At 66.6% G+C, this 25,377-nt stretch carries 23 protein-coding genes, 1 tRNA gene and 1 pseudogene; 2 read left to right on the top strand and 23 right to left on the bottom strand.

Annotated features, from left to right (window positions below; genetic code table 11):
- Window positions 1-87: 87 nt before the first annotated feature.
- The 23 genes and pseudogenes from IEW34_RS06935 to IEW34_RS06825 all read right to left on the bottom strand — a co-directional run bounded on the left by IEW34_RS06935 (window position 88) and on the right by IEW34_RS06825 (window position 23,238).
- A complete protein-coding gene (locus IEW34_RS06935; RefSeq protein ID WP_244641840.1) occupies window positions 88-780 on the bottom strand; it encodes an ABC transporter ATP-binding protein in 693 nt (230 codons plus the stop codon).
- Between the two features lie 5 nt (window positions 781-785).
- Window positions 786-2,066: a lipoprotein-releasing ABC transporter permease subunit gene (locus tag IEW34_RS06930; protein WP_188608407.1), complete on the bottom strand. Its 1,281-nt coding sequence runs from the start codon at window positions 2,064-2,066 to the stop codon at window positions 786-788.
- A gap of 353 nt (window positions 2,067-2,419) precedes the next feature.
- On the bottom strand, window positions 2,420-3,742 hold the full coding sequence (proS, locus tag IEW34_RS06925) for a proline--tRNA ligase (protein ID WP_188608406.1): 1,323 nt from the start codon (window positions 3,740-3,742) through the stop codon (window positions 2,420-2,422).
- Between the two features lie 77 nt (window positions 3,743-3,819).
- The gene (locus IEW34_RS06920) at window positions 3,820-4,050 is read right to left on the bottom strand and encodes a DUF1467 family protein (RefSeq protein ID WP_188608405.1); all 231 of its coding nucleotides are present in this window, start codon (window positions 4,048-4,050) and stop codon (window positions 3,820-3,822) included.
- Window positions 4,051-4,066: 16 nt separating this feature from the next.
- Window positions 4,067-4,471, bottom strand: coding sequence for a methylmalonyl-CoA epimerase (mce, locus tag IEW34_RS06915; RefSeq protein ID WP_188608404.1), 405 nt, complete (start codon window positions 4,469-4,471; stop codon window positions 4,067-4,069).
- Window positions 4,472-4,619: 148 nt separating this feature from the next.
- A complete protein-coding gene (locus tag IEW34_RS06910; protein WP_188608403.1) occupies window positions 4,620-6,293 on the bottom strand; it encodes a ribonuclease J in 1,674 nt (557 codons plus the stop codon).
- A 1-nt stretch (window position 6,294) separates the two neighbouring features.
- Window positions 6,295-7,125: a biotin--[acetyl-CoA-carboxylase] ligase gene (locus tag IEW34_RS06905; protein ID WP_308424368.1), complete on the bottom strand. Its 831-nt coding sequence runs from the start codon at window positions 7,123-7,125 to the stop codon at window positions 6,295-6,297.
- 56 nt (window positions 7,126-7,181) lie between these two features.
- Window positions 7,182-8,627, bottom strand: a complete 1,446-nt coding sequence (nuoN, locus tag IEW34_RS06900; RefSeq protein WP_188608402.1) for an NADH-quinone oxidoreductase subunit NuoN — start codon at window positions 8,625-8,627, stop codon at window positions 7,182-7,184.
- Window positions 8,628-8,634: 7 nt separating this feature from the next.
- A complete protein-coding gene (locus IEW34_RS06895; protein ID WP_188608401.1) occupies window positions 8,635-10,146 on the bottom strand; it encodes an NADH-quinone oxidoreductase subunit M in 1,512 nt (503 codons plus the stop codon).
- Window positions 10,146-12,224, bottom strand: coding sequence for an NADH-quinone oxidoreductase subunit L (gene nuoL, locus IEW34_RS06890; protein WP_188608400.1), 2,079 nt, complete (start codon window positions 12,222-12,224; stop codon window positions 10,146-10,148). The genes IEW34_RS06895 and nuoL overlap by 1 nt, the downstream gene beginning before the upstream one ends.
- Before the next feature lie 162 nt (window positions 12,225-12,386).
- Complete coding sequence (gene nuoK, locus IEW34_RS06885; RefSeq protein WP_188608399.1) at window positions 12,387-12,695, bottom strand: NADH-quinone oxidoreductase subunit NuoK; 309 nt, start codon at window positions 12,693-12,695, stop codon at window positions 12,387-12,389.
- A gap of 11 nt (window positions 12,696-12,706) precedes the next feature.
- A complete protein-coding gene (locus tag IEW34_RS06880) occupies window positions 12,707-13,321 on the bottom strand; it encodes an NADH-quinone oxidoreductase subunit J (protein ID WP_188608398.1) in 615 nt (204 codons plus the stop codon).
- 185 nt (window positions 13,322-13,506) lie between these two features.
- The gene (gene nuoI, locus IEW34_RS06875) at window positions 13,507-13,995 is read right to left on the bottom strand and encodes an NADH-quinone oxidoreductase subunit NuoI (RefSeq protein ID WP_188608397.1); all 489 of its coding nucleotides are present in this window, start codon (window positions 13,993-13,995) and stop codon (window positions 13,507-13,509) included.
- Between the two features lie 13 nt (window positions 13,996-14,008).
- Window positions 14,009-14,317 carry a hypothetical protein gene (locus tag IEW34_RS06870; protein WP_188608396.1) on the bottom strand — a complete coding sequence of 103 codons (309 nt, stop codon included), beginning with the start codon at window positions 14,315-14,317 and terminating at the stop codon, window positions 14,009-14,011.
- Between the two features lie 41 nt (window positions 14,318-14,358).
- Window positions 14,359-15,411, bottom strand: coding sequence for an NADH-quinone oxidoreductase subunit NuoH (gene nuoH / locus IEW34_RS06865; RefSeq protein ID WP_188608395.1), 1,053 nt, complete (start codon window positions 15,409-15,411; stop codon window positions 14,359-14,361).
- A gap of 11 nt (window positions 15,412-15,422) precedes the next feature.
- Window positions 15,423-17,510 carry an NADH-quinone oxidoreductase subunit NuoG gene (gene nuoG, locus IEW34_RS06860; RefSeq protein ID WP_188608394.1) on the bottom strand — a complete coding sequence of 696 codons (2,088 nt, stop codon included), beginning with the start codon at window positions 17,508-17,510 and terminating at the stop codon, window positions 15,423-15,425.
- Between the two features lie 101 nt (window positions 17,511-17,611).
- Window positions 17,612-18,913, bottom strand: a complete 1,302-nt coding sequence (nuoF, locus tag IEW34_RS06855; RefSeq protein WP_188608393.1) for an NADH-quinone oxidoreductase subunit NuoF — start codon at window positions 18,911-18,913, stop codon at window positions 17,612-17,614.
- Between the two features lie 18 nt (window positions 18,914-18,931).
- Window positions 18,932-19,852 (bottom strand): annotated as a pseudogene (nuoE, locus tag IEW34_RS06850) (NADH-quinone oxidoreductase subunit NuoE); the annotation flags it as partial.
- A 38-nt stretch (window positions 19,853-19,890) separates the two neighbouring features.
- A complete protein-coding gene (locus tag IEW34_RS06845; RefSeq protein WP_188608391.1) occupies window positions 19,891-21,081 on the bottom strand; it encodes an NADH-quinone oxidoreductase subunit D in 1,191 nt (396 codons plus the stop codon).
- Between the two features lie 2 nt (window positions 21,082-21,083).
- Window positions 21,084-21,497 carry a GFA family protein gene (locus IEW34_RS06840; RefSeq protein WP_444542157.1) on the bottom strand — a complete coding sequence of 138 codons (414 nt, stop codon included), beginning with the start codon at window positions 21,495-21,497 and terminating at the stop codon, window positions 21,084-21,086.
- Between the two features lie 17 nt (window positions 21,498-21,514).
- Window positions 21,515-22,144 carry an NADH-quinone oxidoreductase subunit C gene (locus tag IEW34_RS06835; RefSeq protein WP_188608389.1) on the bottom strand — a complete coding sequence of 210 codons (630 nt, stop codon included), beginning with the start codon at window positions 22,142-22,144 and terminating at the stop codon, window positions 21,515-21,517.
- Window positions 22,145-22,300: 156 nt separating this feature from the next.
- The gene (locus tag IEW34_RS06830; RefSeq protein ID WP_188608388.1) at window positions 22,301-22,882 is read right to left on the bottom strand and encodes a NuoB/complex I 20 kDa subunit family protein; all 582 of its coding nucleotides are present in this window, start codon (window positions 22,880-22,882) and stop codon (window positions 22,301-22,303) included.
- Window positions 22,873-23,238 carry an NADH-quinone oxidoreductase subunit A gene (locus IEW34_RS06825; protein WP_188608387.1) on the bottom strand — a complete coding sequence of 122 codons (366 nt, stop codon included), beginning with the start codon at window positions 23,236-23,238 and terminating at the stop codon, window positions 22,873-22,875. The genes IEW34_RS06830 and IEW34_RS06825 overlap by 10 nt, the downstream gene beginning before the upstream one ends.
- A gap of 530 nt (window positions 23,239-23,768) precedes the next feature.
- On the opposite strand from IEW34_RS06825, the gene IEW34_RS06820 reads away from it, so the two are divergent.
- A tRNA-Asp gene (locus tag IEW34_RS06820) sits at window positions 23,769-23,845 on the top strand.
- 214 nt (window positions 23,846-24,059) lie between these two features.
- Complete coding sequence (locus tag IEW34_RS06815) at window positions 24,060-25,253, top strand: GGDEF domain-containing protein (protein ID WP_188608386.1); 1,194 nt, start codon at window positions 24,060-24,062, stop codon at window positions 25,251-25,253.
- Window positions 25,254-25,377 lie beyond the last annotated feature (124 nt).

Here is a 25,377-nt window from a genome sequence, read left to right as displayed (position 1 = left end):
GTTCTTGTTTTGTTCTTTCGACAAGCGCAAGACGCGCTGCCGCTTCAGGACCGTTAACGAATCGTTTCTGCTGCTCTTGCGTCGCGCTCAGTCGGCCGAGACGATCAACCCGTCGCGAATGGTGACCCGGCGATCCATCTGTGCCGCCAGGGTCAGGTTGTGGGTGGCCACCAGGGCTGCGAGCCCGGTGGCCCGCACCAGCTGCAGCAGTGTCGTGAAGACGTGCTCGGCGGTGCCGGGGTCGAGATTGCCGGTCGGCTCGTCCGCCAGGAGCAGGCGTGGGGCGTTGGCCACGGCGCGGGCGATGGCGACCCGCTGCTGCTCGCCGCCCGACAGCTCCGCCGGGCGGTGGGTGAGCCGCTGCCCGAGGCCGAGGAAGCCCAGCAGCTCGCTGCCGCGCGCCGCGGCCTCCTGCCTGTTCAGGCCGGTGATCATCTGCGGGATGACGACGTTCTCCAGAGCCGAGAACTCCGGGAGCAGATGATGCGACTGGTAGACGAAGCCGATTTCGGTCCGCCGCAGCCGCGTGCGGCCGTCGTCGTCGAGCCCTACGGTCGGCTGCTCGCCGATGTAGACCTCGCCCCCGTTGGGCTTTTCCAGGAGGCCGGCGACATGCAGGAGCGTCGACTTGCCGGTGCCCGAGGGGGCGACCAGGCCGACGATCTCGCCCGGCCAGATGGCGAGGTCGGCTCCACGCAGGATCTGGAGCGCACCTTCGCCTTCGGCGTAGGACCGCTCGATTTTCGACAGGAACAGGGCGGGGGGATCGGACTCGCTCAAGGCCATCAGCCGTAGCGCAGGGCTTCGACCGGGTCGAGCTTGGCGGCCCGCCAGCTCGGATAGAGCGTGGCGAGCAGCGACAGCACGAAGGCGGTCATCACCACGGTGATCACCTCACCCGGATCGACCACCGCCGGGAGCCGGCTGAGGAAGTAGAACTCGGCGGGAAACAGATTGGTCTCCAGCATGTTCGACAGGAATTGCCGCATCGCCTCGACGTTCCAGGAGAGCAGCAGCCCAAGCACCAGCCCGGCCAACGTGCCGACGACGCCGATGGCCGCCCCGGTGATCAGGAAGATCCGCATGATGGCGCCGCGCGTCGCGCCCATCGTGCGCAGGATGGCGATGTCGGCGCTCTTGTCCTTGACCAGCATGATGATGCCCGAGACGATGTTAAGCGCAGCCACCAGCACGATCAGCAGCAGGATCAGGAACATGACGTTGCGCTCGACCTTGAGCACGCCGAAGAAGGTGCGGTTGCGCGTGCGCCAGTCCGTCAGCATGAGCTGGCGGTCGATGCCCCGTTCGATCGCCTGGCGCACGCCGTCCACCTGATCGGCGTCGGCGATGTAGACCTCGATGACGCTGACGTCGTCGGCGCGGTTGAAATAGGCCTGTGCCTCGGCCAACGGCATGTAGACGAAGGTGCCGTCGAACTCCGACATGCCGATCTCGAAGACGCCGTTGACCGGATACGACTTGATGCGCGGGGCGGTGCCGAAGGGCGTCGCGGCGCCGCGTGGCGCCACCAGCGTGATGGTGTCGCCGGCGTGCAATCCGAGGCTGTCGGCGAGTCGCTTGCCGATGATCACGCCGCCCTTGGTATCAAAGCCCTCGATCGTCCCTTCCCGCAGATTGGCCGAGACATAGTCGATATTGTGCAGGTCGGCCTCGCGCACGCCGCGCACCAGCACGCCGTTGGCGCCGGACGGCGACGACGCCAGCGCCTGCCCTTCCACCATCGGCACCACGAGCTTGACGCCGGGTACCTTGGCCAACGCCTCGGAGAGCTGGACAAAATCGGTCAGCGGGCGGTCGAGCGCCTGCACGAAGATATGGCCATTGATGCCGATGATCTTGGCGAGCAGCTCATGGCGGAAGCCGTTCATCACCGACAGGACGATGATCAGCGTCGCGACCCCGAGCATGATGCCGAGAAACGAAAAGCCGGCGATGACGGAGATGAAGCCTTCCTTGCGGCGCGCGCGCAGATAGCGCCAGGCGATCATCCACTCGAATGGCGCGAAGGGACGAGTCGCAGCAGGTTCTCCGGATGGACTCGCCATGCACTCCTCGGTTCAGCTCTGCGCAGCGGCGGACCGGGACCAGGGGCCGCCCGGCTCGGGCCGCGACGCCAGCGGTGATTCCGGCCGGCCCACGGACCGACAGAGAAAGCTAGGACATGACGGCGAAAATACGAAGCCGCCGGGCCGAGCCCTCCCCTAGAGCATTTCCGCGTTTCTGCGAATCGCTGAATTGCCCTATCTGTTTGTTTTGTCGCGTTTTCTTCACGCGAACCGGCGTCCACTTCGCTCAAAAACGATCGAGAGCGCTTGAGGCTTGGGTGGAAGCGCCCCGGCTTCGAAAGACGATGCGCATTTCTGCGCCCTTGGCCGACCTCGTCCAATGGCAGAATGCACTAGCCGGCGATACGCGCCACCGCCTCCTCGATCGACAGCAGCTCGCGCTCGCCGGTGGCGCGGCGCTTCAGCTCCACCTTGCCACTGGCCAGCCCCTTGGGTCCGACCAGGACCTGCCAGGGAATACCGATCAGGTCCGCGGTGGCGAACTTGGCGCCGGCGCGCTCGTCGCGGTCGTCGTGGAGCACGTCGAGGCCGCGCAGCGTCAGCGCCTTGTAGAGCGTATCGCACGCGGCCCCGGTGGCACCGTCTCCGGTCTTGAGATCGAGCAGCATGACATGGAACGGCGCGATCTCGTCCGGCCAGATGATGCCGTCGTCATCGTGGCCGGCCTCGATCAGCGCCGCGGCGAGGCGCGACGGGCCGATGCCGTAGGAACCCATGTGCACAGCCCGCTCCTGACCGTCCGGCCCGGTCACCGTGGCGCCCATGGGAGCAGAATATTTGGTGCCGAAATAGAAGATGTGGCCGACTTCGATGCCGCGGGCCGACACGCGGCTTGCCGCATCGACCGCCTCGAACGCTGCGGCGTCGTGCATCTCGGACGTGGCCGCGTAGCGGGACGTCCAATGATCGACGAGCCCTTGCAGGCCCGCCGCGTCCTCGAAATCCGTGTCGGCCGGCGGCACGGCGAAGCCGAGGTAGTCCTGATGGCAGAACACCTCGCTCTCGCCCGTGTCGGCGAGGATGATGAACTCGTGGCTCAAATCGCCGCCGATCGGCCCCGTATCGGCCCTCATCGGGATCGCCTTGAGACCCATGCGCGCGAAGGTGCGCAGATAGGCGACGAACATGCGGTTGTAGGCGTGGCGGGCGCCGGCCTGGTCGAGGTCGAAGGAATAGGCGTCCTTCATCAGGAACTCGCGCGAGCGCATGGTGCCGAACCGGGGCCGGATCTCGTCGCGGAACTTCCATTGCAGATGGTAGAGGTTGAGCGGCAGGTCCTTGTAGGACTTCACATAGGCGCGGAAGATCTCGGTGACCATCTCCTCGTTGGTCGGCCCGAACAGCATCTCGCGCTCGTGCCGATCCGAGATCCGAAGCATCTCCTTGCCGTAAGCGTCGTAGCGGCCCGACTCGCGCCACAGCTCCGCCGGCTGGATGGTCGGCATCAGGAGCTCGACAGCCCCTGCCCGGTTCTGCTCCTCGCGGATGATGTCCGTGATCTTGTTGAGCACCTTGAGGCCCAGCGGCAGCCAGGCATAGATGCCGGCCGCCTCCTGACGGATCATGCCGGCGCGCAGCATCAGCCGGTGCGAGACGATCTCCGCTTCCTTCGGGGTCTCGCGCAGGATCGGCAGAAAATAGCGGGAGAGACGCATGAGACCTCGGCGCGGCAGAACTCTGGAAACGCGACCGCACACCAACAACGGCTGCGGCAAAAAGACAAGCCGGGCGGTCAGAGCTCGATGGTGACGATGGCCCAATAGGCGACCGCAAACACCGCGGCGGCGACCACCGTGGTGACCAGGGCCTTGAGCCAGAGCCGCGGCGCCGTCGGCGCCCCCGGCTCGGTGCCGCCGACCACCGCATCGACCTCCGTCTGGCTCTTCACGCCGAACGGCAGGACGGCGAACAGCACCGTCCACCAGATGACGATATAGAGCCCGATCGCAAGCGTGACGCTCATGGAACGGCCGGGGGGGTCATGCCTGCTCGAGCTCGACCAGCGTGCCGCAGAAGTCCTTCGGGTGCAGGAACAGCACCGGCTTGCCATGGGCACCGATACGCGGCTCGCCGGTGCCGAGCACGCGCGCGCCCTGCCCCTTCAGCTGATCGCGCGCGGCGATGATGTCGTCGACCTCGTAGCAGATGTGATGGATGCCGCCGTCGGCATTGCGCTCCAGGAACTTGGCGATCGGCGAATCGGCGCCCAGCGGCTCGAGCAGCTCGATCTTGGTGTTGGGCAGTTCGACGAACACCGTGGTGACCCCGTGATCGGGCTGCGGCACCGCATCGGTGACCTTGGCGCCCAAGGTGTTCTGGTAGACCTTCGTCGCAGATGCGATGTCCTTCACCGCGATGGCGACGTGGTTGAGCCGGCCGATCATTGATCCTCTCCCGTGAAGCAGTCCCGGCGTGGGCCGGAGGTATTCCCCTTCTTGCCGCGCACGCGAACAATTCGCAATCGGACGAAGCCGTCCGATCGCAGCCAATGCTCCGACGCCCTGAACCCGGCTGCGCGCGACCGCCGGGCGATCAGTCCTTCACGACCAGCACGTGGCAGAAGGGCCTCTTGCCCCACACTTGGCGCACCTCCGCCCGCACGGCGCGCTCGACGGCGGTGGCGAAGGCGGACGGGTCGCGGCGCTTGGGGCGCGGCAGGTTGTCGATCGCGTCGTCCACCGCGTCGGCGACGATGTCGGCCATGGCCTCGCCCTCCCGGGTCTTTGATGGCAGCCCGCTGATGGCGATCTCCGGCTCGCCGATCAGCGCCCCGCGGTCGTCGACGGCGATGGCGATGGAGATGATGCCGGCGAAGGCCAGCCGCCGCCGCTCGGCAATGGCCGGCTCACCTGCGGCGATGACGATGTCGCCGTCCCGGAACAGGCGCCCGGCCGGGACCTTCTCGACCACCGTGGCCGTCTCGGGCGCGAGCTGCACCATGTCGCCATTGAAGGCGCGCACCACGCGCGGTGTCCCCCACTTGCTGGCGAAATGCGCATGCTCGGTCAGATGCAGCGCTTCGCCATGGGCGGGCACGGCGATGCGCGGCCGCAGCCACCCGTAGAGCGCTTCCATCTCCCCGCGGCGCGGATGGCCGGAGGCGTGCACCAGGTGATCGCGGTCGGTGACGACCTCGATCCCCTGCTTGACCAGGCTGTTGATGATCTCGCCCACGGCCCGTTCGTTGCCGGGAATGGTGCGGGACGAGAACACGACGCGGTCGCCCGGGGACAGGCCGATGGCCGGATGGTCGTCGGTGGCGATCCGCGACAAGGCCGCGCGGGGCTCGCCCTGGCTGCCGGTCAGCAGCGCCACCACCTTATCGCGCGGCAGGTAGCCGAAGGACTCGGGCGAGCGGAACGGCGGCAGACCGGACAGGTAGCCGCATTCCTCCGCCACCTCGATGACCCGCTCCATGCCGCGGCCGACGACGACCACCTCGCGGCCGCACGCCGCCGCCGCCTCGGCGACCGAGCGGATGCGTGCCACGTTCGAGGCGAACGCGGTCACGCAGACCCGCTGCGGCGATTCGCGGATGACATCGGCCAGCGCCTTGCCCACCTCCTGCTCGCTCGGGCTCACGCCCTCGCGCACCACGTTGGTGGAGTCGCTGATCAGCGCCAGCACGCCTTCGTCGCCGAGCGCGCGCAGCCGCTCCTCGTCGGTCGGTTGTCCCACCACCGGCGTCGGGTCGAGCTTCCAGTCGCCGGAATGGACGACCAGGCCGAGCGGCGTGCGGATGGCAAGGGCGTTCGATTCCGGAATCGAGTGCGACATGGCGACGAACTCGATGTCGAACGGCCCGAGCGTGAGGTTGCCGCCCTGCCGGACTTCCTTGAGCGGAATCTTGGGGGCATTCGGCTCCGACAGCCGCCGGGCCTCGAGCAGGCCGAGCGCGAAGGGAGTGGCATAAACGGGCGCCTTGAGGCGGGGCCACAGCTCGACGAGAGCGCCGATGTGGTCCTCGTGCGCGTGGGTGATGATGATGCCGAGCAGGTTCGAGCGCTTCGCCTCCAGGAAGCCGAGATCGGGGTAGATCAGGTCGATCCCCGGCATGTGCTCCTGCTGGGCGAAGCTGACGCCGCAGTCGACCAGGATCCATTGGCGATTGGCCCGCGGCCCGAAGCCATAGAGAGCCGCGTTCAGGCCGATCTCGCCGAGGCCGCCGAGCGGAACGAAGACCAGGCTGTCGTGGGGTGCGGTCATTCTACGATGGATCCTTGGCGGTCGCGGCGGCACCGAAATGCACGTCGCCCGCGGTGATGGTCTTCAGCGATCCGTCCGCCTGCCTGACGATCAGCTGGCCGGCATCGTCGATCGTCTCGAACGTGCCACGAATGATTTCGCTTCCGGTATTGATGGCCACCGCCTCGCCGACACCGGCGGCGCGCGTCAGCCATTGCCGGCGAATCTCCGGCAGCCCATCGCCATTGCGCCACTGCGCGTGGCAGGCGAGCCAGGTCGCCGACAGCGTCTCGAACAGGCTCGGCGCGCTCAGGTGGGCGCCGCTCGCTGCCAGCGACGTCGCCCGGTACGGCGCGTTCTCCGGATAGGCCACCACATTGATGCCAATGCCCACGACGACGATGCGGCGGCCGCCCATCATCATCTCGCTCTCGAGCAGGATGCCGACCAGCTTGGCCCCGTCGAGCAACACGTCGTTGGGCCATTTGAGCCTCAGTCGGCTGCCGTGCTCCAGCGCTGGCAGACTGATGCGCAGGGCCTGCTCGACCGCAAGCCCGGCGACGAAGCCCAGCGTCGCCGCGACCGACGGATCGCAGGTGACGTCGAGCAGCAGGCTCGCGGCGAGATTACCCGCCGGCCCTTCCCACGCGCGGCCGCGGCGCCCCCGCCCGCTGCGCTGGTGGGGAGAGACCACCCACAGTGGCCCCGGCGTTCCCTGCCGGGCCCGGTCGAGTGCTTCGCTGTTGGTCGATCCGATCGAGTCGAACGCGAGAAGGGAGTACCCCGCCGCTTCAGCTTGCGGCGCCAGAGAAAACTGCATCAGGACCCGAGTGTGAAGGATGAAAGGTTCCAACCCTCTCATCGCATCCGCGTTCGGGAACTTCAAACCCGCGATGACACAAATCCCGCCTATCCCGCCGGAAACAGCGATCTCGCCGCCGCCCCGGCCGCACCGACGAGCGGCGCCGGCACGACGAAGAACAGCAGCGTCACGATGCTGGACAGCGCCAGGATGAACTTCACCGTCCCGGGCATCGGCTCGTAGGCCTCGGTCGGCTCGTCGAAGTAGATCAGCTTGACGATGCGCAGGTAGTAGAACGCGCCGATGACGCTGGCGACGACGCCGATGACGGCCAGCGTCGCGAGCCCCGCCTGGATGGCGGCGGCAAACACGTAGAACTTGGCGAAGAAGCCGGCCAGCGGCGGGATGCCGGCCAGCGAAAACATCAGCATCGAAAACAGGAAAGCCAGCACCGGATGGTGCCGCGACAGGCCGGCAAGGTCGCCGACCTCCTCGATCAGCACCCCGGATCGCCGCATGGACAGCAGGCAGGCGAAGGTGCCGAGCGTCATGGCGACGTAGATCGCCATGTAGATCAGCACGCCATTGACGCCCTGCGCCGTGCCGGCCGCCAGGCCGACGAGCGCATAGCCCATGTGACCGATCGAGGAATAGGCCATCAGGCGCTTGATGTTGCGCTGGCCGATGGCCGCGAACGAGCCCAGCACCATCGAGGCGATGGCGATGAAGACCACGATCTGTTGCCACTGCGGCGTGATGCCCGGAAAGGCGCCGACGAAGACGCGGATGGTCATCGCCATCGCCGCCGCCTTGGGGGCGGTGGCGAGGAAGGCGGTCACCGGCGTGGGCGCGCCCTCGTAGACGTCGGGTGTCCACATGTGGAACGGCACCGCGGAGATCTTGAAGGCAAGGCCAGCCGACAGGAAGACGAGGCCGAAGATGATGCCGGTGGATTGCTGCCCCTGGATCGCGGTAGCGATGCCGCTGAACGACACGGTGCCGGAAAAGCCGTAGATCAGCGAGGCGCCGTAGAGCAGCATGCCCGAGGAGAGCGCGCCGAGGACGAAATACTTCAGGCCCGCCTCCGTCGACCGGGTGTTGTCGCGGTCGAAGGCGCAGATGACGTAGATGGCGAGCGACTGGAGCTCCAGCCCGATGTAGAGCGAAATTAGGTCGTTCGCCGAGATCATCACCAGCATGCCGAGCGTCGACAGGGTGACGAGCACCGGGTACTCGAAGGCCGTGAGCCTGCGCCGCTTGAAGTCGTCCGAGGCCAGGATCAGGGCGCCGACGGCGCCGACCAGCGCCAGGATCTTCATGAAGCGCGAGAAATTGTCGACGACGAAGGCGCCGTTGAAGGCGACCGTTCGCTCGCCGGGCTGCATCGCCACGGCGATGCCGGCCGCCACCAGCAGCACCAGCGTCGCCCCGCCGACAAGCGGCGCGGACCGCTCGCCCTGAAACGCGCCGAGCAGGATCAGCCCGAGCACGCCCACCGCGAGGATCAACTCGGGCAGGATGACGTGAAGGTTCGGAAGCATCGCGGCGGTCATACGGACCTCAATGGATGGCGACCGCCGCCGTCTTGACGGCGGACAGCGCAGCTTGGGTGCTCTTGAGGAGTTCGGCGGTCGGCGCCGCGAAGACATCGAGGATGTAGTTGGGCTGGACGCCGTACCAGATGATCAGGGCCACCAGCGGCACGAAGACGACCAGCTCACGGGCGTTGAGATCCTTGATGTTGCGCAGGTTGTCCTTCTCGATGACGCCGAAGATGACGCGCCGGTACAGCCAGAGCCCGTAGGCCGCCGACAGGATCACGCCGCTCGTCGCGAAGAACGCCACCCAGGTGTTGGCGCGGAAGGTGCCGATGAGGGTGAGGATCTCGCCGACGAAGCCGGAGGTGCCCGGCAGGCCGACATTTGCCATGGTGAGCACCATCATCACCGTGGCGTAGAGCGGCATGCGCTGCACCAGGCCGCCGTAGGCGTCGATGCGCAGGGTGTGCATGCGGTCGTAGATCACACCGACGGCGAGGAACAGCGCCCCCGACACCAGGCCGTGCGACACCATCTGGAACATGGCGCCCTGGATGCCCTGCTCGGTCATCGAGAAGATGCCCATGGTGACGAAGCCCATGTGCGCCACCGATGAATAGGCGATCAACTTCTTGATGTTCTCCTGCATGAGCGCAACCAGAGAGGTGTAGATGATCGCGACCACGGAGAGGGCGAAGACGAGCGGGGCGAAATAGACCGACGCCTCCGGGAACATCGGCAGCGAGAAGCGGATGAAGCCGTAGCCGCCCATCTTGAGCAGGATCCCGGCCAGGATCACCGAGCCCGCGGTCGGCGCCTCCACGTGCGCGTCGGGGAGCCAGGTATGCACCGGCCACATCGGCATCTTCACCGCGAAGGACGCGAAGAAGGCGACCCACAGGTAGTACTGCATGTTGGCCGGGAACTTGTGGGCCAGCAGCGTCGGGATGTCGGTGGTGCCCGCTTCCCAGTACATCGCCATGATGGCCAGCAGCATCAGCACCGAGCCGAGCAGCGTGTAGAGGAAGAACTTGAAGCTGGCGTAGATGCGCCTGTCATGCCCCCAGATGCCGATGATCAGGAACATCGGGATCAGGCCGGCCTCGAAGAACAGATAGAACAGCACCAGGTCGAGCGAGACGAAGACGCCGATCATCGTGGCTTCAAGCACCAGGAAGGCGACGAAGTATTCCTTGACGCGGTAGCCGATCGAGACCCACGAGGCGAGGATGCAGAACGGCATCAGGAAGGCCGTCAGCACCACGAAGGGCATCGAGAAACCGTCGACGCCGAGCTTGAACTGGATCTTGTCGGCCAGCCAGGGGTGCGTCTCGATCAGCTGGAACGCGGCGCTGCCGGCATCGAAGCGCGACCAGGCGACCAGCGCAAGCAGCAGGGTGACGACGGTGGTGGCAAGCGCCGCCCAGCGGGCGTTGGACTGCACCGCCGCGTCATCGCCGCGCAGCGTCAGGATGAACGCCGCGCCGACCAGCGGCACCAGGATGAGGCCGGAGAGGATGCCGAACCCGAACATCAGCGTGCTCCCCCCCCGACGAGGTACCAGGTCACCAGCACGGCGACCCCGATCAGCATGGCGAAGGCATAGTGGTAGAGGTATCCGCTCTGCAGGCGCACCGTCCGGTCGGTGACGTCGACGACCCGCGCCGAGATACCGTCGGGCCCGAAGCCGTCGATCAGCCAGCCGTCGCCGCGTTTCCAGAGGAAGCGGCCGAGCCGCTTCGCCGGCCGCACGAACAGGAAGTCGTACAGCTCGTCGAAATACCACTTGTTGAGCAGGAAGTTGTAAGCGAGCGGCTGGCTGGCGGCGAGTTCGCGCGGTTTGCGGGGGTCGGCGAGGTAGAACCACACCGCGATGGCCAGACCGATCAGCATGGCCACCGACGGCGACAGCGCGACCCAGCCCGGCACCTCGTGCATCGCATGCAGGATGTGGTTGTCAGGCCCCGTGAACAGCGCCTCTTTCCAGAAGGCGTCGTGGCCTTCGCCGATGAAGGCGGACCTGAAGATGTAGCCGGCGAAGAGCGCACCGACGGCCAGCACGGCGAGCGGAATCAGCATCACTAGCGGGCTCTCGTGCGGCGTGTGGGCACCATGGCCGTGGCCATGGTCGTCGTCGGCACCGTGCGCGGCACCATGGCTCGCGGCCGCGCCGTGTGCCCCATCCCCGTGCGCTGCGGCAGAGGCAGGGGCCGCGTGCGCCTCATCGGCGCGGGCGTGCGCCGGATCGCCGTGACCGGCGCCGCTCCACAGCGCCTTGCCCTCGAAGGTCATGAAGAACAGGCGCCAGGAGTAGAACGAGGTCAGCGCCGCGGCGACCACCGTCATGATGAAGGCATAGGCCGCCCCGGGCGTGTGCGAGGCGTAGGCGGCTTCGATGATGGCGTCCTTGGAGAAATAACCGGCCGTGAAGGGAAAGCCGGTCAGCGCCAGGTTGCCGATCGCCATCATGGCGGCGGTGAACGGGATGTATTTTCGCAGGCCCCCCATGTGCCGCATGTCCTGCTCATGGTGCATGGCGTGGATCACCGAGCCCGCGCTCAGGAACAGCAGTGCCTTGAAGAAGGCGTGGGTGAACAGGTGGAAGATGCCGGCGGAGTAGGCGCCGACGCCCAGCCCCACGAACATGTAGCCGAGCTGCGAGCAGGTCGAATAGGCGATGACCTTCTTGATGTCGTTCTGCACCAGGCCGATCGTGGCGGCGAAGAACGCCGTCGTGCCGCCGATCACGGTGACGACGATGAGAGCCACCGGCGCGTACTCGAACAGCGGCGACAGGCGCGCCACCATGAACACGCCGGCGGTGACCATGGTCGCGGCGTGAATGAGCGCCGACACCGGCGTCGGACCCTCCATGGCGTCCGGCAACCAGGTGTGCAGCAGGAACTGCGCCGACTTGCCCATGGCCCCCATGAACAACAGCAGACAGGTGATGTTCATGGCGTTCCAGTCGAAGCCGATGAAGTGCACCGTCTGCTTGGCGACGGTCGCCGCATGCGGGAAAATCTGATCGAAGGCCACGGTCCCGAACAGGGCGAACACCATGAAGATGCCCAGCGCGAAGCCGAAATCGCCGACGCGGTTGACGACGAAGGCCTTGATGGCAGCGGCGTTGGCCGACGGCTTCTCGTACCAGAAGCCGATGAGCAGATAGCTCGCCAGGCCGACGCCTTCCCAGCCGAAGAACATCTGCACGAGGTTGTCGGCCGTCACCAGCATCAGCATGGCGAAGGTGAACAGCGACAGGTAGGCGAAGAAGCGCGGCCGCGCCGGATCCTCGTGCATGTAGCCGATGGAATAGAGGTGCACGAGGAACGAGACGGTGTTGACCACCACCAGCATCACCGCCGTCAGCGTGTCGATGCGGAACGCCCAGTTCACCACGAGGTCGCCCGAGGTGATCCACGGGGCTACCTGCACGTGCGTGGTGCCCGACCCGAAGCCGACGTTGACGAAGGCGATCCAGGACAGCACGGCGCAAACCGCGAGCAGCGAGGTCGTCACCACCTCGCTGGCGCGCGCTCCGATGAGCCGGCCGAAGAAGCCTGCGATCAGGAAACCGACGAGCGGAAGGAAGACGATCGCGTGATACATGGCGGCCGTTCGTGCGCGTTGACGGGTGGGCGGCGACCGCGCGCCCAGCGCGGGCGGCGATCGAAGCGGCTGAGGAGGTGGGCACCATCCGCACGCAGGCGCGCGGTTGGCCTGGGCCCGAGGTGCGGGCCGGTTAGCGAGAGGCTGCTCGCGCGGTCGCGCTCAGCCCTTCATCATGTTGATGTCCTCGACCGCGATGGAGCCGCGGTTGCGATAGAACACGACCAGGATGGCGAGCCCGATGGCCGCCTCGGCGGCCGCCACCGTGAGCACCAGCAGCGCAAACACCTGGCCAACGATGTCGCCCATGAAGGTCGAGAACGACACCAGGTTGATGTTGACCGAAAGCAGGATGAGCTCGATCGACATCAGGATGACGATGACGTTCTTCCGATTGAGGAAGATGCCGAACACCCCGAAGGTGAACAGCACGGCGGCGACGCTGAGGTAGTGACCGAGGCCGATGGTCATGGCGCGCCTCCTTAGATGCCGTGGCGGAAGGGAACCTTCCGCACCTCGATGGCGGTGGCCGGCGTGCGGGCCACCTGCCGGCTGATGTCTTGGCGGCGCACATTCGGCTTGTGGCGTAGCGTCAGCACGATGGCGCCGATCATCGCCACCAGCAGCACCATGCCGGCGCCTTGGAAATAGAAGAGGTAGTCGGTGTAGAGCACCCGCCCGAGGGCCGCGGTGTTGGTCACCTGGTCGGCCGGCGGGATCGGCGCCGTCACGGTCCGTGTGAGCTGCGGATCGATCAGATAGGTGGAAATCACCAGCACCAGCTCAGCCAGGAAGACGACGCCGATCAGCGCGCCCACGGGCAGATATTGCAGGAAGCCCTGGCGAAGCTCCGTGAAGTCCACGTCGAGCATCATCACCACGAAGAGGAACAGCACCGCCACCGCGCCGACGTAGACCACCACCAGGATGAAGGCGAGGAATTCGGCGCCGAGCAGGATGAACAAGGCGGCCGCATTGACGAAGGTGAGGATCAGGAACAGGACCGAATGGACGGGATTGCGCGACGCGATCACCATGAACGCGGAGGCGATCGCGACAGCGGAAAAGAGGTAGAAGAACACTGCTGCGCCGGTCATCCGACTTCACCCTCGGCCGCCCAGCGGACGGCGTGCTGTGCCCCTGAAGCGGGCGCCCCCTCGGGCCGGATCGGCGCCGAAGCAGGCCCGCGTCCAAGCGCGCCCTCTATAGCAGCCGCGAACGCCCGTCGAATCGGAAGTCCCGGCCGTGTTGCGTTTGCGCCGCACCGATGCGGCGCGCCTGATCAGCGGTAGGGCGCGTCCATCGCGATGTTGCGCGCGATCTCGCGTTCCCAACGGTCGCCGTTACGCAGGAGCTTCTCCTTGTCGTAGTAGAGCTCCTCGCGGGTCTCGACCGCGAACTCGTAGTTCGGCCCCTCGACGATGGCATCCACCGGGCACGCCTCCTGGCACATGCCGCAATAGATGCATTTCACCATGTCGATGTCGTAACGGGTGGTCCGCCGCGTGCCGTCGTTACGGCGCGGACCCGCCTCGATGGTGATCGCCTGGGCGGGGCAGATGGCCTCGCACAGCTTGCAGGCGATGCAGCGCTCCTCGCCGTTGGGATAACGGCGCAAGGCGTGCTCGCCGCGGAAGCGGGGCGACACCGGCCCCTTCTCGAAGGGATAGTTGAGCGTCGCCTTGGGGCGGAAGAAGTATCGCATCGACAGCATGAAGGCCGACGCGAATTCCATCAGGAACAGCGACGATACGCTCTGTCGGAGTGACATGCTCACTCTCCGTTCATTGATGCGTGCCGACGAGGTGGCCGAGCACGAAACCCGAAACCGGCAGCACGACGATCGATCCTACCAACAGCCGCTTGCGCACCAGGCCAAGCCGCCGCTCGAAATCAGCTTCATCATCGGCCGGCCCCTCCTCGGAGCGCGCCGCTTCGATGATCCTGTCGATGACGATGCGCGCAATCGCATACTGGATCGCGCCCATCGCCAGCCCGATCGCGGCGCCCGTGAGCGACGCCGGCGAGAATACGTCCATCAGAACGGCAGCTCTGACGGCGCCAGCACGGCCGCTCCCCGCCCCGGTCTGCACCCTACCCGTCCCAAAGCCGCCTCCCGTCCTGCCCCCGGACGCTAGTGCCCCGGGGCGAAGCCGGTCAGCTGCAGAAACGCGGCGACCAGCACCACCATGGCGAGCGACAGGGGCAGGAACACCTTCCAGCCCAGGCGCATCAGCTGGTCGTAGCGGTAGCGGGGCACCATCGCCTTGGCCATGGCGATGATGAAGAACATCAGCGTCAGCTTCAGCAGGAACCAGACGATACCAGGGATCCAGGTGAACGGCGGCACCGCGATGGGGGCCGACCATCCGCCGAGGAACAAGATGGTGCCGAGCGCGCACATGGTCAGGATGGCGATGTACTCGCCCAGCATGAACAGCAGGTAGGGCGTCGACGAATACTCGACCATGAAGCCGGCAACGAGCTCGGATTCGGCCTCTGCCAGATCGAACGGGGGGCGGTTGGTCTCGGCAAGCGCCGAAATGACGAAGACCACGAACATCGGCAGCAGCGGCCAGATGTACCAGTTGAGGAAGGTGAGCCACGGCAGGCCGATCAGGGATGCCAGCCCGCGCGTCTCCTGGGCGTGCACCACCTGGGTCAGGTTCAGGGTGCCGGCGCACAAGAGCACGGTGATGATGACGAAGCCGATCGAGACCTCGTAGCTCACCATCTGCGCCGTCGACCTGAGCGCCGCCAGGAACGGATACTTCGAGTTGGACGCCCACCCCGCCATAATGGTGCCGTAGACCATGAGCGAGGAGACGGCGAAGATGTACAGCGTGCTGACATTGATGTCGGCCACCGCCCAGCCGTTGGCCGACGGGATGACGGCCCAGGCCGACAGCGCCAGCACGCCGGTGATCAGCGGCGCCAACAGGAACAGCGTCTTGTTGGCGCCGGCCGGAATGATCGGCTCCTTCAGCACGAACTTGAGCAGGTCAGCGAACGACTGGAGCAGGCCGAAGGCGCCGACCACGTTGGGGCCGCGCCGCAGCTGAACGGCCGCCCAGATCTTGCGGTCCGCCAGCAGGTAATAGGCCGTCAGCAGCAGCAGCACGACGAGCAGCACCACGCTTTGCAGCGCGATCAGCAGGACGTTGAGGAGGCCGTTCCAGAAATCCATGGGGATGCCTCCTACTCCGCGGCCAGCGGGAGGTTGCCGCGCGCCAGCGCCGAGCATTCCGCCATGATGGCCGAGGCGCGTGCGATCGGGTTGGTCAGGTAGAAATCGTCGACAGGGCTCGCCAGTTGGGCGACGTCCAGGGTGTCGCCGGCCCGCGCCGCCACTGCCGGAAGATCGAGCGGCTCGCCCGGCGCGATCTCGTCGATCGCCCCGAACAGCGGCTTGGCCTCCACCAGTTGCCGCCTGAGCGCGCCCAGGTCGTCGAACGGCAGGCGATGCCCGAGATGCTCCGACAGCGCGCGCAGAATGGCCCAGTCCTCGCGCGCATCGCCCGGCGGGAAGGTGGCACGGTCGGCCCGCTGCACCCGGCCCTCTGTATTGACGAACAGGCCCGACTTCTCGGGATAGGCGGCTCCCGGCAGGATCACGTCGGCCCGGTGCGCGCCACGGTCACCGTGCGTGCCCTGGTAGACGACGAACGCGCCGGGCGCGACGTCAATCTCGTCGGCGCCCAGCAGGAACAGCATGTCGAGTGCACCGGCCTCGGCCATGGCGCGGGCATCCAACCCACCCTCACCGGGCACCAGACCGAGATCGAGGCCGCCCACGCGGGCCGCCGCCGTATGCAGGATCGACAGTCCGTTCCAGCCGTCATTCACCGCGCCCGTCGCCTGCGCCAGCTTGGCGACCAGACCCAGGATCGCCGCACCGTCCGGACGGCTGAGCGCGCCCTGGCCGACGATGATCAGCGGCCGTTCGGCCTTCCTTAGCACGTCGGCGAAGCCGTGCGCGCCGTTCACCAGGTCGCCCAGCGTCTGCGTGCCGGCCCCGAGCCGCTCGGCCCGGTAGGTGAGGTCCATCTGCTCGCCGACATAGGCGATCGGCAGGCCGCCAGCCATGCGCCAGCGCTTGCGGATGCGGGCGTTGAGAACCGGCGCCTCCCGGCGCGGGTTGCTGCCGACCATCAGGATGGCGTCGGCCTCCTCGATGCCGACGATGGTGGCGTTGAAGAGATAGCTGGCGCGCCCCAGTTCGGGATGCAGCACCGTCCCGTCCTGGCGGCAATCCAGATTGGGCGACCCCAGCGCATCGATCAGCAGCTTGAGCGCGAACATCTCTTCGGCCGCGGCGAGGTCACCGGCGATGGCGCCGACGCGGTCCGGTGCGGCCTCCTTGACCTTGGCCGCGATCCGCTGGAACGCCTCGCCCCACGAGGCCGGCCTGAGCTGGCCGCCCTCGCGCACGTAAGGCCGGTCCAGGCGCTGGGTCTTGAGGCCGTCCCAGACGAAGCGGGTCTTGTCGGAGATCCACTCCTCGTTCACGTCGTCGTTGATGACCGGCAGGATGCGCATCACCTCTCGGCCGCGGGCGTCGATGCGGATCGCAGAGCCGACCGCGTCCATGACATCGACGGATTCGGTTTTCGTGAGCTCCCACGGCCTGGCCTTGAACGCGTAGGGCTTGGAGGTCAGCGCGCCCACGGGGCAGAGGTCGATCACGTTCGCCTGCAGCTCGGACGCCATGGCGTGCTCGAGGTAGGTGGTGATCTCCATGTCCTCGCCGCGACCGATGGCGCCGAGATCGCCGACGCCGGCGACCTCCGAGGTGAAGCGGACACAGCGGGTGCAGTGAATGCACCGGTTCATCGACGTCTTCACCAGCGGGCCGATGTACTTGTCTTCGACTGCCCGCTTGTTCTCGTGGAAACGCGAGGTGTCGACACCATAGGCCATGGCCTGGTCCTGCAGATCGCACTCGCCGCCCTGATCGCAGATCGGGCAATCCAGCGGGTGGTTGATGAGCAGGAACTCCATCACGCCCTCGCGGGCCTTCTTTACCATGGGAGTCCGGGTGAACACCTCCGGCGGCTCGCCGTTCGGTCCCGGGCGCAGATCGCGCACCCCCATGGCGCACGAGGCCACCGGCTTGGGCGGCCCGCCCTTCACCTCGACCAGGCACATGCGGCAGTTGCCGGCGATCGACAGCCGCTCGTGGAAGCAGAAGCGGGGAATCTCCGCGCCAGCGGCCTCACACGCCTGCAGCAGCGTGTGTTCCGCTGGAACCTCGATCTCCTTGCCGTCGACGATGAGCTTGGGCATCTCGCTGAACCTCAGGCGCCGTTCGGCAGTAAACGGGGACCGCACGGATGAACGACCGTATCGGTCGACGCGAACAACGGGTGGGCTTTCCGTGCCATGGCCTATTCCGCCGCCATCAGCACGGGGTCGCTGTGCGGGTTCGCCGCATAGTTGTCGATGCGGCGCTCGATCTCGCCGCGGAAATGGCGGATCAGACCCTGGATAGGCCAAGCCGCCGCATCGCCGAGGGCGCAGATGGTGTGACCCTCGATCTGCTTGGTCACGTCGAGCAGCATGTCGATCTCGCGCTTCTGGGCACGCCCCTCGGCCATGCGGGTGATGACGCGCCACATCCAGCCGGTGCCCTCCCGGCACGGCGTGCACTGACCGCAGCTCTCGTGCTTGTAGAAGTACGACAACCGCGCGATGGCGCGCACGACATCGGTCGACTTGTCCATGACGATGACGGCCGCGGTGCCCAGGCCGCTCTTCATGTTGCGCAGCGTGTCGAAGTCCATCACGCAATCGATGATGTCGGCGGCGGGCACCAGCGGCACCGACGAGCCGCCGGGAATGACGGCAAGAAGGTTGTCCCAGCCGCCGCGGATGCCGCCGCAATGGCGGTCGATCAGTTCGCGGAAGGTGAGGCCCATCGCCTCTTCCACGTTGCAGGGCTTGTTCACATGGCCCGAAACGCAGAACAGCTTGGTGCCGGTATTGTTGGGTGTGCCGATGCCGGCGAACCAGGCGCCGCCGCGGCGCAGGATGGTGCCGGCGACGGCGATCGATTCGACGTTGTTGACCGTCGTCGGGCAGCCGTAGAGGCCCATATTGGCGGGGAACGGCGGCTTCAGCCGCGGCATTCCCTTCTTTCCCTCCAGGCTCTCGAGCAGCGCCGTCTCCTCGCCGCAGATGTAGGCGCCAGCACCGTGATGAACATAGAAATCAAACGGATAGCCGTGGATGTTGTTAGGCCCGATGAGGTTGGCGGCATACGCCTCGTCGACGGCGGCCTGCAAGGCCTCCCGCTCGGCGATGAACTCGCCGCGGACGTAGAGATAGGCGGCGTGGGCACCCATGCCGCAGCAGGCGAGCATCGCCCCCTCGATCAAGAGATGCGGATCGTGCCGCAGGATCTCGCGGTCCTTACAGGTCCCGGGCTCCGACTCGTCGGCGTTGATGACGAGATAGCTCGGCCGCCCGTCCGACTTCTTCGGCATGAACGACCATTTGAGGCCGGTCGGGAAGCCTGCGCCGCCGCGGCCCCGCAGCCCCGATTTCTTCATCTCGTCGGTGATCCAGTCCCGCCCCATGTCGAGCAGAAACTTGGTGCCATCCCACGCCCCGCGCTTGCGCGCCTCCGCCAGGCCCGGCGAATGCAGGCCGTAGAGATTGGTGAAGATGCGGTCCTTATCGGCAAGCATGACCGTTCACCCTTTCGGCTTGTCGCCGGTGTTGCCGGCGTCCGTTGCGGGCGCCTCGGAGCCGCCGCGCACCCGCTCCTGCTGCTCGGGCGCGGTTGCTGCCGACGCCGCATGATCGGCCGCTGCGGGTACCGGCGGCAGCCCTTCGGCCACGCGCTTGGCCGGCGAGTCGGACGCCTTCTGTTCCGGACGGGTGGTCGCCGGCGTTGCCGGCTGGGCCTTGGCAGCCTCCGCCTCGGCCTGGGCAGCAGCCGCCGCCGCGGCGGCCTCGGCCTTGGCCTTTTCTTCCTGCTCGAAGCGGGTGCGCCAGGCGCCGACGACGGAACCGTCGTAGAGCGTGCTATCGGTCAGCGTAGTGACGGCACCCTCGGGCTCCGACGACACGCGGCCATTCTGCGGCCCGATCTTAACCGGCCGGCCAGCGGCCAGGTCGTCGAGAAGCTTGTCCAGCGACTCGGGCGTCAGGTCCTCGTAGAAGTCGTCGTTGATCTGCACCATCGGCGCGTTGCAGCAGGCACCCAGGCACTCGACCTCGGCCCAGGAGAACTCACCGTCGGCGGAGACGGTCTTCTCAGGGCCAATGCGCCCGACCAGCTGCTTGCGCAGCTCCTGCGCGCCGCGCAGCATGCAGGGCGTGGTGCCGCAGAGCTGGACGAAGTGGCGCCCGACCGGCACCAGGTTGAACATGGTGTAAAAGGTCGCGATCTCGAGCACGCGGATATAGCCCATGCCGAGCACCTCGGCGACATGCTCGATGGCCTTCTGCGGCACCCAGCCGCCGGCCTGCTTCTGGGCGCGCCACAATAGCGGGATCACCGCCGACGCCTGGCGGCCGTCCGGATACTTGGCGATCTGGTGGCCGGCCCACACGGCGTTCTCGGCCGAGAAGGCGAAGCTCGGCGGCTGAATTTCGGCAGGAGCTAGTCGACGAACCGACATGACCTATGCTCGTCCCTTACGCATGCGGACACGGCCGTTCACCGGTCCACCTCTCCGAACACGATGTCGAGGGAGCCCAGCACCGCCGACACGTCGGCGAGCATGTGACCCTTGCACATGTAGTCCATGGCCTGCAGGTGCGCGAAGCCAGGCGCGCGGATCTTGCACCGGTAGGGCGAGTTGGTCCCGTCCGACACCAGGTAGACGCCGAACTCGCCCTTCGGCGCCTCGACCGCCGCGTATACCTCGCCGGCGGGCACGTGGTAGCCCTCGGTATAGAGCTTGAAGTGATGGATCAGCGCTTCCATCGAACGCTTCATCTGGCCCCGGTGCGGCGGCACGATCTTGTTGTCCGGAGTGGACACCGGCCCCTGCCCGTCCGCCGCACGCAGCTTCTCCAGGCATTGTTTCATGAGCCGCACCGACTGGCGCATTTCCTCCATGCGCACGCAGTAACGGTCGTAGCAGTCCCCGTTCTTGCCGACAGGAATGTCGAACTCCAGCTCCTCGTAGCACTCGTAGGGCTGCGCCTTGCGCAGGTCCCACGGCGCGCCCGAGGCCCGCACCATGACCCCCGAGAAGCCCCACGCCCAGCACTCGTCGAGCGTCATGGTCGAGATGTCGACGGTACGCTGTTTGAAGATGCGGTTGCCGGTCACCAGGCGATCTAGGTCGTCGCACACCTTGAGGAACGGATCGCAGAAATCCCAGATGTCGTCGATGAGCTTAGGCGGCAGGTCCTGATGCACGCCGCCGGGCCGGAAGTAGTTGGCATGCATGCGCGCGCCGGAGGCTCGCTCATAGAACACCATCAGCTTCTCGCGCTCCTCGAAGCCCCAAAGCGGCGGGGTGAGCGCGCCCACGTCCATGGCGAAGGTGGTGACGTTGAGCAGGTGCGACAGCAGCCGGCCGATCTCGGAATAGAGCACGCGGATCAACTGACCACGCCGCGGCACCTCGATGCCGAGCAGTTTCTCGACCGCGAGCGAGAAGGCGTGTTCCTGGTTCATCGGCGCGACGTAGTCGAGCCGGTCGAAATACGGGACAGCCTGGGCATAGGTCTTGTACTCGATCAGCTTCTCCGTGCCGCGGTGGAGCAGGCCGATGTGCGGGTCGACCCGTTCGACCACCTCGCCGTCGAGTTCCAGCACCAGGCGCAGCACGCCGTGCGCAGCCGGGTGCTGAGGCCCGAAGTTGATCGAGAAGTTGCGGAGCTGATGTTCGGCCACGGTCAGTTCCCTTCCTTGGCCTGCATGGCTGCGACGACCTCCGCCCCGGTCATCCGATGGGTTTCGTTGGCGAAGGCGTAGCTCACCGGCTGCTCGTCCACGAAGATCTCCTCGGTGAACGCGAAGCGGCTCGGATCATCGAAAGCGAAAGCGGCAACCGCAACGAACCCCCCGCCGGTGAGCCGCCAGAACAGCGCGCCGCCGCAGTTGGTGCAGGAGATTCGCTCCGCCCAATCCGATGAGCGGAACACCCGGAGCTGGCTCTCATCCTGGATGCTCAGCGTGTCCCCGCAGCTCACGCTCATGAACGGCCCCGCCGACCAGCGTCGGCAGGCGCCACAATGGCAAGCGTCGATCTCCATCTTGATAGGGGTCGCCGTGAAGCGGATGGCGCCGCAGAGGCACCGACCGGACATGGGCGATTGAGCTGCCATCATCCGCCCCCCGCCGCGCCGCTCTTGGCCTTCTCGTCGCCGGGCAGCACGTAGTCGGTGCCCTCCCAAGGCGACAGGAAGTCGAAGCTGCGGAATTCCTGGCGCAGCACGACCGGCTCGTAGACCACACGCTTCTGCTCGTCGTCGTAGCGCACCTCGACGAAGCCGGTGAGCGGGAAGTCCTTGCGCAGTGGATGGCCCTCGAAGCCGTAATCGGTCAGGATGCGGCGCAGGTCCGGGTGACCCGAGAAGACGATGCCGTAGAGGTCGTAGGCTTCCCGCTCGAACCAATCGGCCGCCGGGTGCAGGGCGGCGAGGGACGGCACGGGCGTCGTCTCGTCGGTCTGGACCTTGATCCGCACGCGCCGGTTGTGCTTCGGCGACAGCAGGTGATAGACGACATCGAAGCGCCGCTCGCGCTCGAGATAGTCCACGCCGCAGATGTCGATCAGGCAGATGAAGGCGTGCGCGGGATCGTCGCGCAGATGCGCGACGAGCGGGACGATCTGCGCGGGGGTGGCATGAAGCGTGAGCTGGTCGAACGCGACCTCGCTCCCGACGGCCAGATTGGGGCATTTGGCGACGATCTGTTCGCCGTATGCGGCCAGGTCGACACTTGCCTCTGCCATCTCTCGTCCTCTTGCGCCGCGGCCGCGCCGCTCGCGGCCGTCCCGGCACGTCATTCGGATCTTACCATGCGGGCGGGACCGCGCGCGTCGCGGCCCCGTCGTCGGTCGGGCGGGATGCCGCCCCTCGGGCTGTTGTCTCGCCCGACGTTGTCGCGCTCAGCGCTCGATGGTGCCGGTGCGGCGAATCTTCTTCTGGAGAAGGAGCACGCCGTAAAGCAGTGCCTCGGCGGTGGGTGGGCAGCCCGGGACGTAAATGTCGACGGGAACCACCCGATCACAGCCGCGAACGACCGAATAGGAGTAGTGATAGTAGCCGCCGCCGTTGGCGCACGAGCCCATCGAGATGACGTACCTGGGCTCGGGCATCTGGTCGTAGACCTTGCGCAGAGCGGGGGCCATCTTGTTGCAGAGCGTGCCGGCGACGATCATCACGTCCGACTGCCGCGGGCTGGCGCGGGGCGCGAAGCCGAAGCGCTCCACATCGTAGCGAGGCATCGAGACCTGCATCATCTCCACGGCGCAGCAGGCCAGCCCGAACGTCATCCACATGAGCGAGCCGGTGCGCGCCCACTGGATGAGGTCGTCGGTCGCCGTGACCAGGAAGCCCTTGTCAGCCAGTTCGTCGTTGAGGCCGGTGAAAAACGGATCGTTGGCACCGAGCGGCTTGCCGGTGTTCGGATCGATGATCCCTTTAGGCGCCGGGGCGACAACCGGCGTGCGGTTCTCGATCAATCCCATTCGAGCGCTCCCTTCCGCCACTCATAGACGAAGCCCACGGTCAGCACAGCCAGGAAGGCCATCATCGACCAGAACCCGAACACGCCCACTTCCTTGAAGGCCGTGGCCCAGGGGAAGAGGAAGGCGACCTCGAGGTCGAAGATGATGAACAGGATGGCAACGAGGTAGAACCGAATATCGAACTTCATGCGTGCATCATCGAAGGCGTTGAACCCGCACTCGTAAGCCGACAGCTTCTCCGCGTCCGGCTGCGAATAGGCCACCACGAACGGCGCGATGAGCAGAGCCAGTCCGATGACCAGGGAGACGCCGATGAAGATCAGGAGGGGTAGGTAGTCGGCGAGCAAATTGTGCATCCGTCACCCCATCCAACTTGCCCGAACATCAGGCCACCGGTGATAACCGGTCCGAATTGAAGGCGCCATGGCAGCCTCGAGCGGCGCCAGCGCGTCATCACCTTGGAACAGTTCGCACCTGCGAAGGCACGCTTATCCCACGGTTCCCAAGGGCGCAAGTGGCTCCTCCGGGAGCGGCTTCCCGTCCGGCGGCATCGGCGCAGTCCTGCCGCGAACGGCCCCGGCACCGCTTCGCGGCGGCAGCCGGCGGTGTCTACGTACCCTGTGCCTAGCGGCCCTTCCCGGCGGCTGGCAAGCGACCGAGCGCCGCAGGCCCGCAATTGCGGAAAATGGGAGATGCCGAGTCGCCTCCAGTGGCGCCGCCGCATCTTGTATGGGTGCGGCCCCCGCCCCTGGCGCAAGGCCGATCCCTCGTGTCTCGCATCATCCACAGGAGCCGTCGTCGCCATCCACCTTCGCGCGAAACCCTTCTTGACACGGAAGGGGGGCGCCCTTAAACGCACGGTCTCCCACGGGGCCTCGGCCCGCTCGGGGGTGTAGCTCAGTTGGTTAGAGCGCCGGCCTGTCACGCCGGAGGTCGCGGGTTCGAGCCCCGTCACTCCCGCCATATTCCCGACAATCCGCGATATGCATCCAGCTTCACGGCCGGGATGCGCTTGTTCCTCGCCGATGTCAGGGCCTGTCCCATCAGTTGCGCAGCTATGATCGCGGCCCCGCGCTGGCAAGTGCCGTGCGGCTATCGGTACCGGTGGAGCACCCTCTTGCGCGCGCCGGAGCGGCCGGAGGCTGTTCCGCGCCGGGCACCGTAGAGAATCGCGGCCGTGTGGCAGCCCATCCTTCCGGCCAATCCGGCGATTCTGATCGGGCCAGGCGTCATTGTCATCATGGCCATCGGCTTTGTCGGTGCCTGGACGTTCGACAGGCGGCGCTCGCACCTTCTGCTGTTTGCAGGCGCATGCCTGCTATTTGCGATCGGCGTCTGCTCGCAGGTCTTCGCCCTGCCGCGCGGTCGGGCGAATGCGGTCGTCTCGACGATTCCCTATGCGCTCGCGGTGCAGATGGTGGGAGAGGCGCTGCTCCGCCGCAGCGGCCTGCGCGCGGGGTGGTGGTTCCACGCTGCCGCCTTCGCCGGCATGCTCGGCCTCATATGGTACTTCACCTATGTCGAGCCCGCACTGTTGGCCCGCGTCTACGTTCAGAACCTGGGCTTCGGCCTAATTCTGCTGCTCGCGGCGCTGCGGCTGACGGTGCTGCTGCGCGGCAGCATCGCCGACAAAATCCTGTTCTGGACCTTCTTCATCTTCGCGGCGCATTTCATCCCCCGGACGCTGTTGACCGCGGGCGTCGATTTACCCCGCACCGCGGCGGCATTCGCCAGGACGCCCTTCTGGTTTGCCCTGCATCTGTCGCTGAGCTTCTTCGGTGTCGCTCTGGCGCTCGCCGTGCTCGGTGCCACGGCGTTCGACCTGATCGATTCCCTCGAGAAGGAGGGCGAGACCGATCCGTTGACCAAACTGCCTAATCGCCGCGGATTCGACCGTGGCGCGCTCGCCATCTTCGACGGCGACGAGGGGCCGATCAGCGTCATCCTCGCGGATATCGACAACTTCAAGAACGTCAACGATCAACTCGGCCACGCCGCCGGGGACGAGGTGCTGCAGGCGTTCGCAGGGCTGCTACGGTCGAGCGTCCGCAAGGCCGACGTGCTCGGCCGCCTGGGCGGCGAAGAGTTCGCCATCGTGGTCCCCGGCGCCCGTGGCGATCAGGCCCATGCCCTCGCCGAACGCATCAGGCAGACCCTCGCCTCCGCGCATTTGCGTGGTCCGGACGGACAAGCCCTCTCGGCAAGCTTCGGCGTGGCGGAACGCCACCGGCGGGAGCCGCTGTGGGACCTGATCGGTCGCGCCGACAAAAGTCTGTATGCGGCCAAGCGAGCCGGCCGCAACCGAGCCTTGATCGCGTCCTTGCTGCCGGACGGCGGCGGCAACGATGACCGACCCGAGATGTTCTTCTGATGAGGGATGTCCTGGCGCGACGGGGACGCCAGAGCCGTCGCGGGATTTCCCCAAGCGAACAAGAGGCGCTCGGATCTAAGGTAAGGATTACGAGCCTTCTGCCCCATTTGCGATAATCCCATCC

The organism is Chelatococcus reniformis (assembly GCF_014640075.1).
Taxonomy (GTDB): domain Bacteria; phylum Pseudomonadota; class Alphaproteobacteria; order Rhizobiales; family Beijerinckiaceae; genus Camelimonas; species Camelimonas reniformis.
The sequence above is the reverse complement of the archived record's forward strand: the minus strand, read 5'-3'. Positions and strand labels throughout refer to the sequence as shown.